Origin of the sequence: Shewanella bicestrii (assembly GCF_002216875.1) — a bacterium.
GTDB lineage: Bacteria > Pseudomonadota > Gammaproteobacteria > Enterobacterales > Shewanellaceae > Shewanella > Shewanella seohaensis.
In genome coordinates this window covers 117,134-131,832 of sequence record NZ_CP022359.1, presented here as the reverse complement: position 1 = coordinate 131,832, position 14,699 = coordinate 117,134, and the positions used below count along the sequence as shown (strand labels likewise).

Here is a 14,699-nt window from a genome sequence, read left to right as displayed (position 1 = left end):
CCAATAGCTCCTTAGTTCGTGCTAGGAGGATTGGACAAAGTTGCCAGCATGTATTTTTGCTTGCGGATGTTGTCCAGTAGGTTGTTGTATTTCTCAATTTGGCTTGCCAGATCGCCGTATTGAGAGGACAGGATTGTGTATTCAGCACGGATTTGCTGTTGCGATTGCGCGAGAAGCTCTAGTGCCTCTTTCTTGTAGGGTGATTTGCTGTTAGCCATCGCAATGCGAGCTGCGCGGAAGAACTCTTCCGAGAAGCTATACATCATGGTCAGGGCTATCGCTCCTGATGACTCTGTTGCGAACAGGTTAGCGCCGTCCTGTGAAAGGACAGACAAGTTACGAACAATGGTGCCAATCCCTCCGGGGAGGTTAGAAACAAAGGCCTTTTCTGGGTCGGTTAAGGTTCCAGAGTTCGTTGCGTATTTGTAGATCACACCAGGTGTAGAGCTTGTTCCTAACAGCATATCGGTGATCTGGTTCTTGATACCTTTGAGCACGACAGTTTTATTGCTGGAGCCAGCACTCAGGCAGTTGGTCGTATCAGAATCACAGGAATAGATCTCAACAGAACCGCCTGAAATCAGGTCTGACAAGGTGATCTTGTTACCTGGTAGGGTCGTCAGAGGGGTTGTTTTCGCACCAGTGCCGGTTGAGTTCGGGTCGTTTACCAGATCACCAATGATGACTGTGCCGGTTAAAGACATGATCGCTTCAAGAAGGGTGTTATCCCCGTACTGGAACCAGGTGTTGGCGTTGTTGCTCTTGAGTTGCTTCCAGACGATGTTGCCAATCATCTTGTTGTATTCGTCAGGTTTGTTGGCTTTCAGTTCTTCCAGAGGACTCTTGCCGCTGGTTTCCTGCTTGGACCCGAAGAAGTCTTCATACAGGCCGGAAGTTGTCGCGGTTATAGAAGCATCAGTTTTGTGTTTAAGGTCCATGCCGCTGGTTAGGTCGTTCACGAAACCTTGAGCGAGCTGGCAGGAGTTGCCCAGATGTTGGTTGAGCGCTTGCACTTTCTTCTGGAAGTTCTCTATCCACTTCGCTCCGTCCGGGAAAACGTTATCGAGCGCAAGCTGGAAGGCATAGCCCTTGGCGTTGGCTGCTACAGCCCGAAGGAGTTGGACAATTTGATCCGCGTTAATGAAGGAAAGCGAACCGCCGAACAGATCTACACCACCGCAACCAGCTTTCCATGATGGAGGGGCAAAGCTCACCAGGTTCTCGTCGAAGATTCGTGTCTTTGCAGTGAACCGGCCACCAGCTAAAACGCCACGTCGTTGGCTTTCATAAACCCCAGGTGGTGTTGTGTTGCTCATTTCATTGAAGAGTTTGTCCATCTGTGATTGGAGGCCGTTAGCGGCTATCGCCCCTGTCGGTGCCATGACGAGACTGGCCGCCACACTCAGGGCAAGCAGGCTCCTTTTTAATGTCTTGTGCGTGACCATCTTAGTTCTCCTGTAATTTGTCCCGGATGTACTTCATGAGTTGTTCCGGTGGCACAAAGTTGTCTTTATCACCGCTCGCTTGAGATAGCTGTTTGAGGTCAGAGCCCAGCTCTGGTGAGGCCAAGCGTTCGGCTATGTTGTTTTCCAGGTTGAGTACCGGACGTGTACGGTTAAACTCTTCGTCTGTGACCCAACCATTGCGTTTTGCTGCGACCAAAATCCTGTGATTCAGCTCAGGAAGAGACATTGGCCCTTGTCCTATAGGAGCGAACTGACCGTCTGGAGATGCGAGGTAAACAGCAGGGAAAGTTACGATACCAAGTTGTTTGGCATGGCCTTCATCGGTTTTGTAATGGGGGAAAAGCCCACTGGGGAGTGGTTTGCCGTCCATAGATACAGGAATGATCGAGAATCCTTCTCCTTGTTCCAACATCTTGATGAGCGGTGCTTGCAAGTCACTGTAGTCATCGTCGGACTTGTAGAAGAAGAATATCCCTACGCGTTCGGCTACGCTTTTGAGTAGCATGTTTTTGGCGTTACCAGCGTCACGATCAACTTGTTGTGAGGCAAACGTGGCAGCAGGACGTCGAGTAATTTCATCCAAGAAAGGATCACCTACGACCGCCAGCTCTGTAGCATCGGAAAATTGTTCAGAGCGATCTATCGCAAATCGTTGCAAGTAGAGAAACGTCCTGACGTTTTCAACGGTAGGATTGTTCCAAGCAAGGTCTTTGTACTTGGGTAAGTTTTCCCGGAACCATTCCGCTGAGAACATTTCTGGGCCGCTCGGAAGCGGAGCAGCAGGCTTAGGCTGTGTAGGCTTCGCTTCTGCCACAGGCTTTGGTTTGGGCTTTTCGGGTTTTTTCTCTGGTTCTTTGGGCTCTTCCTTGTACCAGAACCAACCCTCTTCCTTTCGCTCATAAAAACCAGGTCTTGTGCCATCTTGAGCCCAAGCCTGGTGTGATGCCCCCAGCGTGAGCGCTGCAAGGAGCAGTAAATTCAAAGGTGATTTTTTCATAGTCTCACGCACGTATTTTCCCATGCTCGATATGGTAGAGGTGGGAGGCGTGAAATTAGGCAGGTGTAAGCGCCCATTTAGGGCGCTTAGAGCGTTTTATTTGTCAACTTTCACATGTGAAAGAATTGACCAAACTATTTGGTCGTGTCCTCTTCAACTTCTGTCGCTTCTGCGGCCATCTTCATCTGCTTCTCGACCATGCGTTTTTGGGTGATGTAGCGGATAACCATCTCGACAGCGCTGTTCAACGCAAGGATTCGCATCGCTCTGGTGGATGCAACGTAGAGCAGGTTTATTTCATCGTCACGGGCCATTGGGTCGAGCTCTGGGTCCAGGACATCCGGAAAGTCGTCATAGAGCTGAACAAAGTCCCACTCCAACCCTTTGCACCGATGAGCTGTTGAGACCGTAATGTCAGCCCCAAACTCTTCTTTGACTGTATTGCGTCGTAGAGTGGTGAGTCGTTCAGGGATTTCATCGTAGCTGTTGATGATCTTGACAGCCCTCATCATCTCAGGGTCTTTGGTCGCCTTCGCTACTTCTTGATACTCGAAGTAGTCTTCATACTCATCAAGCAGTTTCTTATTCTTTACCCGGTCTGGCTCTGCCATCGAAAACCAGTACAAATCCTGGAGCTCATTGATCTGGTAAGCGTCGATTCCACCGACCCAGAATACCTGCGCTCCGGATTCGGTCGCAGAGAGCGCCGTCTCTATAACCCCCATGACGGTTCGGTGAAGTATTGCGCGGTGGCCCACGTCACCTGGTAAAAACATGAGTACCTGATCTGCTGGTCCCCGGCCAACAACAGGTCGTGTTTCACCTTTGAGTTCAAGAAGGGCGTTTGCCACCAGCGAAACGTTGGGGCCAAAGCGGAAGCTATGAGTGAGATAGAGTTGGTCGGCGTTCATGAGCTCTTTGCTATCAAGGGCGTTGTTTGCGCCTCTGAACCTATAGATCTGCTGGTGGCGATCTCCAACCAGGATTACCTTGCAGTTCTGCTGTAGGACGATGCTACTTGTTACGGGGTTAGCGTCTTGTGCTTCATCAAAAAGAATGGTGGTGTACCGGCGAGACAGATTCGGCATCCCGAGCTGATACTGTTTGAGGTAGCAATCGTGTACGGTCGGGAACGGATCTTGAACGTTTGTCATCCGTTTCCATATGAGCTCAGCACCTTCGACCACCTGGATTTGGTATCTCTCCTGTTTGGACGTAAGCACTTTACCCGTATCGGCGCGAGCAAAATGCGTATAAAGAATCCGCATGTCTGCACTACACATAAAGGCGTTGAGCGTATCGAGAATATCTTTGGCAAACGTCCAGTTCTTGGTATTCACCGCTTGGGCAATATCGGTGAGCCTTAGGTTGCCGGAGAGTTTGTGCTGGTAGCCCCTTCCTATAGTGGCGTAGGCAAGCTGGTGGGACGTTTTGCAGTCTACGTTTGCAGGAAACTTTTCTCTTGCCTCGTCGCGGATAGCCCTGTTGTATGCCAAGTAGAGGATACGTGAATCGAGGTTGTTGTGGGCGTACTTCACCAGTGTCGTGGTTTTACCCGTTCCAGCGTAGGCCTTAACGACAAGGCGAGGCCCTTTGTACTGAGTGATCAGTGATTGTTCTGGTGTGTCAGGAGGAAGTTGTTTCATGAGGCCCCCTACGACAAACACATCTGGAGAGTGATGCGCTTCTTTTGTGTCGAGAGGAACGTACTGATCCGCTTTTCTTCTCGGGGGAGGGATACTTCACAATCCAGATCTGTCCACCAGTCTGGGGCTTTACCTTGAGCCACCTCCGTAACCCAACTATGGAGACGGTGTAACCAGCGATAGTCGCCAATAGATGAGGTGGCTAGTGTCATAGCCTCCTCAATCTTGGTTTGAAGAGCCGCAGCTCTGTGTCGCCACTCTTCTGAATATTTAGCCTTTCGCGCCATCAGTTTTCCTCTTTCTTTTTCCCTCCCTTACCAGCTTTAGCGAGCTCTTGCTCCAACCCAGAAATTTTGGTCAGTGCATCATTGAGTCTTTGTTCGAGGCTCTTGGCCTGCTGGTCTTTTTCCTGCAACTGACCAGCCATCATGCCTTTGTCTTGAACAAGAGCGCGAGCTTCTGCTTCGGCGCTGGATAATTTGGCGTCCAGCTTTTCTACCTCTCCAGATAGGCGCTGGCACTCTCGTTCAGCGGATTCGCCATGAGCTTTGGCTGTGGCAAGGGAGTCCTGTGATTGGGCCAGTTTGGCCTGTACATTTTCGAGCTGCTCTTTCAACGATGTTTTTTGTTCCTGAGCGGCCCGGAGCTTTTCTGTCTGCTCTATACTCTTGCCTTTTTGCTCCTCCAACTCACCCTCTGTAGTTGCCAATTTTTGGCTCAAAGAGCGATTTTCGCTTTTAGCTTGCTCCAGGTGATCCTGTGCTCGGGTCAGATCTGCGGCTTTCGCCTCCAGCTTGCCCTCCAACTCAACGATCCGCTTTTCCAGCTTATCAATGTCAGCCAGTGAGCGTTCTAGCTCCGCAGACTTGAGGGATAGCGAGTTTTCTGCCTTACCAAGGGCCGCATCGAGCTCTGATTTTTTGTTGGTGAGAGCTTCAAGTTGTTCCTCCAGTAGCTCAGCCCGTTCGGTGGCATCATTTGCCATGTCCACGGCTTGCTGCATATCTTCCTGGTACTCAATTTCTTTCTGTCGTAGCAGTTCACGCTCGCGCTCAAGCTGTTCATCGGCGCTTGCTTTGGCTACCGTATAGATCTTCTGTAGGAAGAGCTCAGCATCGCTCATAACCGATTCTGGAAGGACTACCTCTACCAGCTCTTCATCGAGGGAGTGTTCCTCTGACCACTGTTTGAGATACGTTGAAATGGTGGTAAAGCTCCCCTTGCCAATGATGTCTCTGATAGCGATGACCGTTGGGCGTTTACCGGCGTCCTTGAGCTTTTGGGCCGCAGCCGCTACATCGTCAAACTCAACCAATTTTCTTGCCATGAGAACGTTCCTTTTAATTTGTAATGTTTACGATAATTACGATAATTACGATAATTACGATAATACGGTAATTATCATAATTATATATCATGCTGCTGTCGATTGGAATTGTTTGTGTGGGACAAAGCCCTTCCGGCTGCGGAAAAGCCTTGTTACGCGGTCACGCTGATTCATCCAGGGAAGGATTCGATAGTGACTCCACCGAAGGTGCCAAGGATTTCCGATGCCGCTTTATCAGATCGAGTTTTGCGTTGTTCTGAGGCGTCAAAGTTACGAAGCAATTTGAGCTGAACATCCTTATCCTGGAGCACGATCAGGGGCATTGGCGCGGTAACGGTTTTGAGTACCCCTGCGGCCATGACGTTTGCCACCGGTTGAACCTTTACTTCCCTTCGCTCCCGGAGATAAGGCTCCGGGGTGCTGGCGATCTTCTGGATAAGCTGCTCCAGGGGAAGTTGATAGTCTGGCCCAGATCGCTCCAGCTCCTCTCTGATGCGTTGCAAAAGCTCCTCTTTTACGGGCTTCTTCAAGGAGTCCTTCCGTTGCCAGGTGAAGCGGATAGAGTCGATGTCGCCATTGGTATAGCACCGAATTTGTCTGTAAAGGTGGAGAGTCATGACACCAGGGCAGTCCGCTCGAAGTGCTTCAAACCTCTCTTGCCTGGTGGGGTACGTCGAGATAATGAACTCCTCGATACCAGCTTTGGCCGCGTTGATGCGTTCAACCGTCGCCGCAATTTCGTCAGCTACACCAATCCTGGAAGGGGAGAACCAGAGTACCCCCACGGTGCGCCTGGCAGACTTCTGCGAATAGTCTGGGTTGATGTGAAGATCTCTGTAGCTGTGCGCTGCCAGCTCAAGAGCTTCGCGCCCAGTTTGTTCAGTTACGACAATCTTGTTGACGGGCTCGTTCTCCATTCCTTTTCCGGTAGGAGGGATGGCCGCAACTTTTGCGTACCGTGGCGGTAGTCGTTTGATAAGAGAGGACAGGTTCGTTAAGTCGCGGCACATGGCCGAGAATTGTTCTGATATGAAGTTTTTAGCCATGCTGCCGCCTATGTGTGGGTTTGTTCTAACAGTTCATTGGTTACATAGTAGACAGATTTAGACCATCATGCAACGAGGGGGAGGGGCAAGAATACGCCTCCGCTTCGCGTCGGCGGGTGCCCTGTTTGACCTTCGTGTGTGAGATTAGATTGAGAAAGAGAGAGAAAAAGAGAGAAAAAGAGAGAAAGAAGAAAAGCGCGGGGCAAGCCAGAAATGTGGCTGAGGGGGACTGCTGGGGTGGGGCTGGCACCCTCTATACCCCACTTTGCATGATGGTCTAACTTTGTGGTTATAGGACGACTTTTAGAGTGCCTAGATTTGCTCGATTAGGACAAATTTCGGTCCATCCACGCTGATTGGCGTAGCAGCGCGATGGCATCAGAAGGGGTAACTTTCCATGCGTTGGAAAGCTGGCGAACTGCGAAGACTGCGAGCTCCATTCGGTCGTCATCATTGATGAAATTCTGGAGCTGGTTTCCTCGCTCACTAAGGATGATCGCAACACCGGCCTTGCCGTTGTTGTAAACCGCAAAGCTCTTATTCTTCGCGTCGCCGTGATAGGAACCCTCAGCCTTGCTACGCAAACCAAAGAGAACGCTGCAAAACGCCGTCAGTTCGCCGCGAGTGAGCTGCACCGTGATCTTGCTTTTCCAGTCTGGGCTGGACCCCGATGCCCTGATCGGCGCAATCTCGATGCTGACCGTAGGATATTCACCTCTGGTTAGCGTGTGTTGCACATTCAGGCCGGTGCGTTTCGCGGGGTCCTTCTGCCAGTCTGAGAAAAATTTGAGACTTTCGCCGTAGGATTGTTCTGTCATTCCAAATTACCTTTGCTTTGAAGCTCCTGGAGCTGGACCACGAGGTCACGTTGGACTTTGGCTATCTCTGTCACCAAGTCGGCGGTGGCAATAGCGTCGGTCGCTGCTGAATGGGCTCGACCTTTCCAGCTCACACCTGCCTCGCAGGTGGCATCCGCAAGTGAGATTGTGCCGTGCCGGTTGGTTGAGCCAAAGGCATCAGCCGCCAGCTTCATCGCGCACAGACAGTTCTGCTCTTGCCACCAAGAGAGTTGGTCTCCAAATGCACTGGCTGTTTGCCTCAACATCCTACTGTCGAAACTGGAGTTAAATATCACCAGATGACGGCCCGACAAAAGCCGGGCGAGAGCTGGCGCAACTTGAGTCCACGTAGGCTCATTCGACAGCTCAGTCTCGGTGATGCCATGAACACCCATTGCCTGAGGGTCTATTTCCACGGTTGGCCGTAATCTGGTGCAGAGGAGAACCGCGCCTCTGATGTCAGTAACAGCCAGCTCGATCACCTGGTCTCTTTCACCAAGTCCGGTCGTCTCGGTATCGAGAACCAGAGGTTCCAGAGCGACCCACCTTTGTGCCATGACAGAGGCCTTTGCCAGGTTGCTACGCATTCTTGCCTTGACCGAAAGGATGGATTGCGCCCTTATTTGCTTTTGTGATGCCGGTGAACAACCCCTTCTCCGCATTGGTTGGCAATCTGCTATCCGGTACACTCCAAATTGGCCACCATACCCGTTTTTGTAGAACGAAACTGGCTCTACTCCTGGCTTAGGCTTCATCCTAAATTCGTCCCTGAGCCGTCCTTTTGAAAAGCACCTATCGGCTTTCATGGCTTCGGCTCTGGCAAGTTCGAGTTCTTCATCATTCATGCTGTTAATCCGCTATATCGAGGCGTTGGCTCGCTCTCTTCAAACGCTCATCGCCGCGTCTGTCATATTTCTGGGTAGTTGCAATGCTTGAGTGGCCCATTGCGTCCTTCACGGTCACAATATCCTCACCGTTATCCAGCATCGAGGAGGCAAAGGTGCGTCGCAGGTCATGGGGCGCAAACATCTCCAGACCGGCTTCAACTCTTCTGGTCTCCAAGATGTGGTAGATGGCCTGATCCGACATCCGCTCTCCAGTCACATCATCAAACCGCCTGATCCTCGGGAATAAAGGCCCTTCATGCGTTCCTCGAACCTCTTCAACCCACTTATCCAGTCTTTTCCATGCGCCACCAGGCACATACGCCATTCTCTCTTTGTTGCCCTTGCCAAGAACCTTGAGAGCGCGGTCCTTGTAGATCATGCTTCCCATGTCCAGCGCAACGATTTCCGAGCGGCGCAAGCCACACCCGAGGAGCACCCCGAGAATGGCCGCATCCCGAAGCCCTTTGGCGCTTGAATCACTTTCACATGTGAAAAAGAGGCTGCGAATCTCATGGCGTTCAAGTGCCCGCCCTTTAGGAAGTCGAGATCCACGTACTGAACGGACTTGCTTAATGTGCTGGAAGCTATCCGTATCAATTTGCTTCATCGTCCAGGCTTCAAGAGCCACCCCTTTGAGCGCTGACAGGTAGGTGTTGATCGTTGCCGGAGCCTTCCCTGCATCCCCCAGCATTTCCAGCACCGCCAATATGTGGTGCCGCCTCATTGAGCTCCATGCACAGTCACGAAGGTTCTGAAACCCGATCATCTTGGCGACAATGTTGAGGAATGAGCTCATGGTCTGCCTGCTTCGCTTTGACCCGAGGCTCACCAGATAGGCGACGGCGGGGTTGTCCTGGATGTTCCGGAGCGAGCTCGATGACGGCAACAGTTCACCGCGAATGCTTTGTTCTGCCGGAACATTTACTTTCGCATGTGAAACTAGCTCTTCCTTGTCATTGTTTGTGTCGTGCAAAGTTACCTCCTAAGCCCGACCGCAACGAGAAGAAAATCCCATATTTTGAGGTGAAGAGGTAGTTCCTCCTCCATATGTTGCGTTTCGTAGCTTTGCATCAGTGGTTCAAACTTGGTTGGATTGCACAGCAATTCGTAAACTGTTCGGTTGGGCTTGGTGATCGGCTTATTCGGAGTGAATCCATGTTTGTTCTGGAGGTACAGCGCTACCGCGCCACTTCTGGATTCTCCGTAATAGCAATGAACGAAGATCTGATCGATACCGCTACCAACCAATCCATCCAGGAAGGTGGACAGCTTTTCAGCCTGGGATGAGTCAATGTAAGAGGCGTAATTCATCCGGAACGCTGCCTTCATCGTGTGGATGGTGTTCTCAGAATAGCCGCCGTCATAGAAGCTATCGCGGTACAACTGCCCCCACTGTCCGAGAGCGGCAGGGGACTTGTCTGGGTCAGTTATGGAGATCATGGCCGCACCGGGAACCGGCTCCAGTCTTTCGGCCTCCGCTTGACTAATGAAAAAGACTTTTTTGCTAAGCATGTCCCATCATCCCCTTACAAGGATGTGTTGCGAGTAGCTCACGCGCCTGACTTTGCCCCTCTTGAGTATCTACAGGAGCGGTCGTATACACACCTCCATGCCGCAAGTCCACAATACTGGTCCGACAGCAAGAACCTACGTTCTGAACTTTATTGTCCGAATCCAAACCAGCAAAAGTATGGCACGGTCCAGGGAATGGTTTCCTGCAAATAGAGCAGCGCTCAAAGTTCTTATCGAGGATTCTCTTTAAAACTTTCTCAAATTTGTTTTTGTTTAACATCGAGTTCTCCACACAAAGTTACTGGCCGAGCATCCCAGCCAAGGTGGTCTGCTGGCCTTCGCTACAAGGTGCAAATCCGGCAAAAGCACCGGCATTAACCTTGAGCTCATCAAAGCGTCCATCGGTGTCCCGGTAGTACACCTTACGTTTTCCAATTCCACCTTCGAGGTTTGCGGCCAACCAGGCGATCACTGCATCAGCATCGTTCGTAACTGATGCTCCCTGATCCAGATCGATAAGTACCAGGTGGGTGTCCGTCTGGAGTGCCACTTCAAAGGTCGCTCTTACATCAAAAATCACTGGTCGCGCTCCTTGTAAAAAGTGGGCATTCAGCACCACCTATCCTATTCCAAAAACTCTACTTTTTCAAAGATACATTTTAATAAGTAGAACAACAGCAAGAGGAACTCAAATTTATTTACCGTAATTATCATAATTACGGTAATACGGTAATTTTACAGATTTGGATGGAATGGTATAAGATGTCTCGCTGGAACATACTTGCTGAAAAAACGCTTAACAACGATAGTGAAAACATCATGTACAGGTGCGAGAGATAATATGTATAAGAGCCTTGAAGATCTGATGGCGGGTATTTACGAGATGGCAGCGCCAGATGGCATCATCTGTAACGAGGTTTCCAAATTCCTTGCGGCCAACCAGGTCAAGCCGGAAGACATAAGCTCTGGGATCTGGTTTTTCCTGTGGCTGAAATCAGCTCCCAAGGATGCGAAGCCAATCCAAAAAGAAATCCCCGGATTTGGAGTTGTTCTCAACATGCCGACTTATGGCGGAACGCTCAACGAAGCAATCACAGGGTTGATCGAGAACGAGTGCCGTCAAATAGAGCTCGCTGAGGGACATCCGAGCCTTGAGGCTTGGGTTGAATCAGTATTAGCCGGTCGAGATGACGGAGAGGAAAATGAAGCTGCGGCCAATATCGTGGATCTGCTTAATGGGTGTCACGACCTACTGGATACAGCAATAATCAATTACCTTTTTAAGGTGGGAAAAATCAACGAGCAAGAGATTTTGTCGCTCATCTATTATGGAGAGCTATGTGACCACTCTCTTGTCGGTACGCCTTTTTCAACGTTACATATCCCGAGTGAAAATAACGTCCACGAACGTAACATCATCCCCATTAAAAAAGGAGCCAGTTAGGCTCCTTTTTGTTACTCAGGGTTTGCTTTGAGAAACAACTTCATTCCAAGTATGCAGCACCTTCGATAGGTGCTGATGCTTTCTGGTGAAGTCCTTATCATCCAAGAGTGCTTTAAATGGCGCGTTCAGGTCACTGCATGTGACGTTCTTGCCGATCACAGACAGGGTATCCTGGAGTGATCCACCAGCAGCATCAAGCCCCATTCTATCGACGGTCTCACTACTCACCATTGCCTGGACAACATTGGTGAATGCCTTTGAGTTGAGCTGCTCAACGCTCAGGGCTGTATTGCATTTCTGCTCAACCGCTTGCTTGTACTGGATGGTGTACTTTGCAGTGATAGGTGACATGGTGTTCATCGCAAGTATGTATGGGGGTTTGAAGCCCAATGGTACGAAAACGTACGCTAAGAGCCTAACCACATGAAATTAAAGTGAAAAATAACTTATTCTGTCCATTCATCTTCAGACGGTTGTTTTAGTGGTCTCAGTTGCCCTTTCATTACCTGTTCTGCCAGCGTAAAAGAATAATGTCCAAGCATGTTCACATGCTTATGACTGAGTGGCGATAATCTTGCTTCATCCTCCGCATTTACGTCTTCACCTTGCTGTTTTAAATGATCCAGTGAAGCTTGCATGTAGATGGTATTCCATAAAACCAACGCGTTCATAACCAAGCCTAATGCACCAAGCTGATCTTCTTGCCCTTCTCTATATCTTTTTCTGATCTCACCACGTTGACCATGACAAATCTCACGAGCAACAGCATGGCGCCCCTCACCACGGTTAAGTTGAGTGAGAATTCTGCGGCGATAATCTTCGTCATCTACATAATTCAGCAGGTATAAAGTCTTATTAATCCTTCCTGCTTCAATAATGGCCTGGGCTAAGCTCGACGGTCGATCACTTTTCAGCAATGAACGAACTAACTCAGACGCCTGTACGGTACCCAGTTTGAGTGAACCTGCGATGCGCATCATGTCATCCCAATGCTGTTCGATTTTATGTGGATTGACACAATTGCGAGCCAGGTCATCTAAAACGCCATAGTTGGCACTCTTGTCCACTCGCCAGAATGTAGATTCGCCTGCATCCGCTAGGCGTGGAGAGAATTGATATCCCAGCAACCAAAACAGACCGAAAACGAGGTCGCTCACGCCGGCTGTGTCTGTCATTATTTCCGTAGGGTTTAAGCCGGTTTGTTGCTCTAATAAACCTTCTAAGACAAATATGGAATCGCGTAATGTTCCAGGAATTACAATGCCGTGAAAGCCTGAAAATTGATCAGAGAGAAAGTTGTACCAGGTGATACCACGACTGGAGCCAAAGTACTTTCGATTCGGTCCGGCATTAATCGTCCGTACTGGCGTTACAAACCGCATGCCATCGGCAGATGCAACTTCACCACCACCCCATTTTTTGGCCAGCAACAAGGTTGATTGATGATCCACTAGTCGTGCGTTGGCTTTCACCAAAGTTTCAGCGCGCAAGTAGTTCTGCTTAACCCAGTTCAGACGATGCCGGGTCAACGCAGGAACCTGATGTTTAATCAAGGGCTCCAAACCTATATTGCATGCCTCCGCAAGTAAGACCGCACAAATGCTGATCGTGAGGTCTTTGGCGCGAGCATTGGATTCACTTACATGAGTAAATTCATCAGCAAACCCGGTATGAGCGTGGATCTCCAACAACAACTCCGTGAGGTCCACCGCTGGCAGCAACGCTGTCACTTGCTCTGAAAGCTTTAATAAACTGGGCGGTTGTTCCAGTTTATCTAAGTTGGTGATCGTTAATGTTGGGCGTTTTCCTGACAGATCTAAAGCAACTGATTTGTTATCATCGAAATTGGCTGCAACTTGCTTATATGTCGTGTCCAGTTGACGTATCAACGCATCAATTGCTTCTTTGGGGTTCAGCGGATGACCGAGGGAGCGGCAGACCTGGATCCGGTTTGCCTGCCATTCCTGTCCCTGCAGTAGTTTGGCCCGTGGATCACCCCAGCGGTCGCTGTTTTCAACATAAATATCACGACGACGCAGACCGTCTTGTAGTTTATCAAGAAAACACAAAGTGTAGCCGCGCTTTGTGATCCGTCCGTCTTTATCAAAAACAAGCCGCTTCCAGGCGTTGGTAATGATGTCCTGTGGCGCATCATCCAGAATTTGCTTGCGTGAATCCATAAGAGCAGCAAGGTAGTGAAAGGCGCTTAATGTTGTTGTACCTGCCGGGGCTGCTTTGAACTCAATGTCGTTGAGTAACGCCGGTAAGAAACGCCGGACCCGGCCATACTGTTCGACCATCTCATCATGAAAATTATCGTCAAAAGGCCGAGCCAATTGCTGTACGATTTCAATGAACTCTGTCAGCTTTTTCTTGGATACTTTGGCAAAAATTGAACTGCGCAGCGCCTCATCTTGCGTGCTGTCATTAACAATAAACGAGCAAGCATCGGCTAAAGCTAATGCAGATCTGTCCAGATCTTTCAGGGTTCGCAGACGCTTTTTTTGCCCCAGCTTTTTGGCGGTTCCAGCAAGACTGGTGATGAGTAAATCCAGCACATCCAAAGCTTCATCCAATGCTATCGTTTGGTATGCCTTGGCAAAAGCAACCAAAATCGCAGTCCGTTTTTTCTCCGGCATCCGTGCGATCTTGTATACCGAAATCATACCCGCATGACGCGCAAGGCTTTTAAAACGAACAGGCGGAATGCCGGCAAAATTTACCACCTGCATACCAAAAGTTTTAAGTTCCAGATAACGTTCGATGGCGTCGTTGAAAGCAGGTCCACTAACTGTGACCGGACCTTTTCGGAGCTGATCAAAGCGAGAGGCTCGCGAACCCTCAGGGACCTGCAGTAAAGTCTCCAGTTTGGCTACTTGTTCTGATGTGGGTAACTCAGAGAGTCGCAGCCACAATCGGTTGCTGGCACGTTCCCTTACCTCAGAAATCAGCCGTGTCAATGTGGACACGCCTGGTAGCAAAATCTTGTGCTGTATCAGCCAGCCTGTTGCCAAGTCAAAAAGGAGGCTGGGTCGTTCGTTGCTGATCCAGCTCCGGGTATACAGCAGTCGGCTAAGCCGGAATGACGATGGCCAAGTAAATTCATAGTACTGATACTTTTTTCGGATTAATGCACTGTGTTCACGGCGCGTTGTCTCTCTTTGGGCATAATTTGACACAACTGTAATGTCTGTGATCCCCAGTTGCCGGGCAACAAACCACTGAACATTCGTAGGAACTTGAGACAGATCAAAGAGAAAAGTGCCAAGAAACCGCACGCAGCCCAGTTGTAAGGCCACACCTAAGCGGTTTGCTTTACCTCGGCGTTCAAGGATGAACGCGATGTCGATTTCATCAAGGTGAAAATAGCGTGCCAGTTGTACTTCATTCGGCTCGCCAGAAAATTGTCCATAGCTGGCCTTTTGCTCTGCGGTTAAAAAATCAACAGCCATAGTCCTCCTGACCGGTTAGTCCAATTTTAAGTGGGCTGAATTGAAATGTTTCTAATGTATTGATTAAACTTAACTAATCTCGA

The 14,699-nt window shown here is 49.8% G+C and carries 12 protein-coding genes and 1 pseudogene; 1 reads left to right on the top strand and 12 read right to left on the bottom strand.

The genetic code is table 11. The annotated features are described in order from the left end of the window. Nucleotides 1-11 precede the first annotated feature (11 nt). The 10 genes from CF168_RS21725 to CF168_RS21670 all read right to left on the bottom strand — a co-directional run bounded on the left by CF168_RS21725 (nt 12) and on the right by CF168_RS21670 (nt 10,300). Nucleotides 12-1,445, bottom strand: a complete 1,434-nt coding sequence (locus tag CF168_RS21725; protein WP_000256129.1) for a conjugal transfer protein TraH — start codon at nt 1,443-1,445, stop codon at nt 12-14. Nucleotide 1,446: 1 nt separating this feature from the next. Then, nucleotides 1,447-2,487 carry a conjugal transfer protein TraF gene (gene traF, locus CF168_RS21720; RefSeq protein ID WP_001326396.1) on the bottom strand — a complete coding sequence of 347 codons (1,041 nt, stop codon included), beginning with the start codon at nt 2,485-2,487 and terminating at the stop codon, nt 1,447-1,449. A gap of 110 nt (nt 2,488-2,597) precedes the next feature. Beyond that, on the bottom strand, nt 2,598-4,109 hold the full coding sequence (locus CF168_RS21715) for a UvrD-helicase domain-containing protein (protein WP_000811656.1): 1,512 nt from the start codon (nt 4,107-4,109) through the stop codon (nt 2,598-2,600). A gap of 286 nt (nt 4,110-4,395) precedes the next feature. Then, a complete protein-coding gene (locus CF168_RS21705) occupies nt 4,396-5,436 on the bottom strand; it encodes a DNA-binding protein (protein WP_000101568.1) in 1,041 nt (346 codons plus the stop codon). 170 nt (nt 5,437-5,606) lie between these two features. Continuing rightward, nucleotides 5,607-6,482 carry a DNA replication terminus site-binding protein gene (locus CF168_RS21700; protein WP_001097010.1) on the bottom strand — a complete coding sequence of 292 codons (876 nt, stop codon included), beginning with the start codon at nt 6,480-6,482 and terminating at the stop codon, nt 5,607-5,609. Between the two features lie 326 nt (nt 6,483-6,808). Then, nucleotides 6,809-7,300 carry a hypothetical protein gene (locus CF168_RS21695; RefSeq protein WP_000139717.1) on the bottom strand — a complete coding sequence of 164 codons (492 nt, stop codon included), beginning with the start codon at nt 7,298-7,300 and terminating at the stop codon, nt 6,809-6,811. Then, complete coding sequence (locus tag CF168_RS21690; RefSeq protein WP_000997323.1) at nt 7,297-8,166, bottom strand: 3'-5' exonuclease; 870 nt, start codon at nt 8,164-8,166, stop codon at nt 7,297-7,299. Before CF168_RS21690 ends, CF168_RS21695 begins: the two co-directional genes overlap by 4 nt. Nucleotides 8,167-8,170: 4 nt before the next feature. After that, the gene (locus CF168_RS21685; protein WP_000543934.1) at nt 8,171-9,181 is read right to left on the bottom strand and encodes a tyrosine-type recombinase/integrase; all 1,011 of its coding nucleotides are present in this window, start codon (nt 9,179-9,181) and stop codon (nt 8,171-8,173) included. Nucleotides 9,182-9,183: 2 nt separating this feature from the next. Further along, complete coding sequence (locus CF168_RS21680; RefSeq protein ID WP_000949433.1) at nt 9,184-9,720, bottom strand: hypothetical protein; 537 nt, start codon at nt 9,718-9,720, stop codon at nt 9,184-9,186. A gap of 298 nt (nt 9,721-10,018) precedes the next feature. Beyond that, a complete protein-coding gene (locus CF168_RS21670; RefSeq protein ID WP_000575657.1) occupies nt 10,019-10,300 on the bottom strand; it encodes a hypothetical protein in 282 nt (93 codons plus the stop codon). Between the two features lie 261 nt (nt 10,301-10,561). Between CF168_RS21670 and CF168_RS21665 the strand changes: the two genes are divergently transcribed. Next, the gene (locus tag CF168_RS21665) at nt 10,562-11,164 is read left to right on the top strand and encodes a hypothetical protein (RefSeq protein ID WP_000278322.1); all 603 of its coding nucleotides are present in this window, start codon (nt 10,562-10,564) and stop codon (nt 11,162-11,164) included. A gap of 15 nt (nt 11,165-11,179) precedes the next feature. On the opposite strand, the pseudogene CF168_RS22365 reads toward CF168_RS21665, so the two are convergent. Both CF168_RS22365 and CF168_RS21655 read right to left on the bottom strand, forming a co-directional pair. After that, nucleotides 11,180-11,536: pseudogene (locus tag CF168_RS22365) on the bottom strand (hypothetical protein); the annotation flags it as partial. Nucleotides 11,537-11,610: 74 nt separating this feature from the next. After that, nucleotides 11,611-14,616, bottom strand: a complete 3,006-nt coding sequence (locus tag CF168_RS21655; protein ID WP_089069037.1) for a Tn3 family transposase — start codon at nt 14,614-14,616, stop codon at nt 11,611-11,613. Nucleotides 14,617-14,699: the final 83 nt, after the last annotated feature.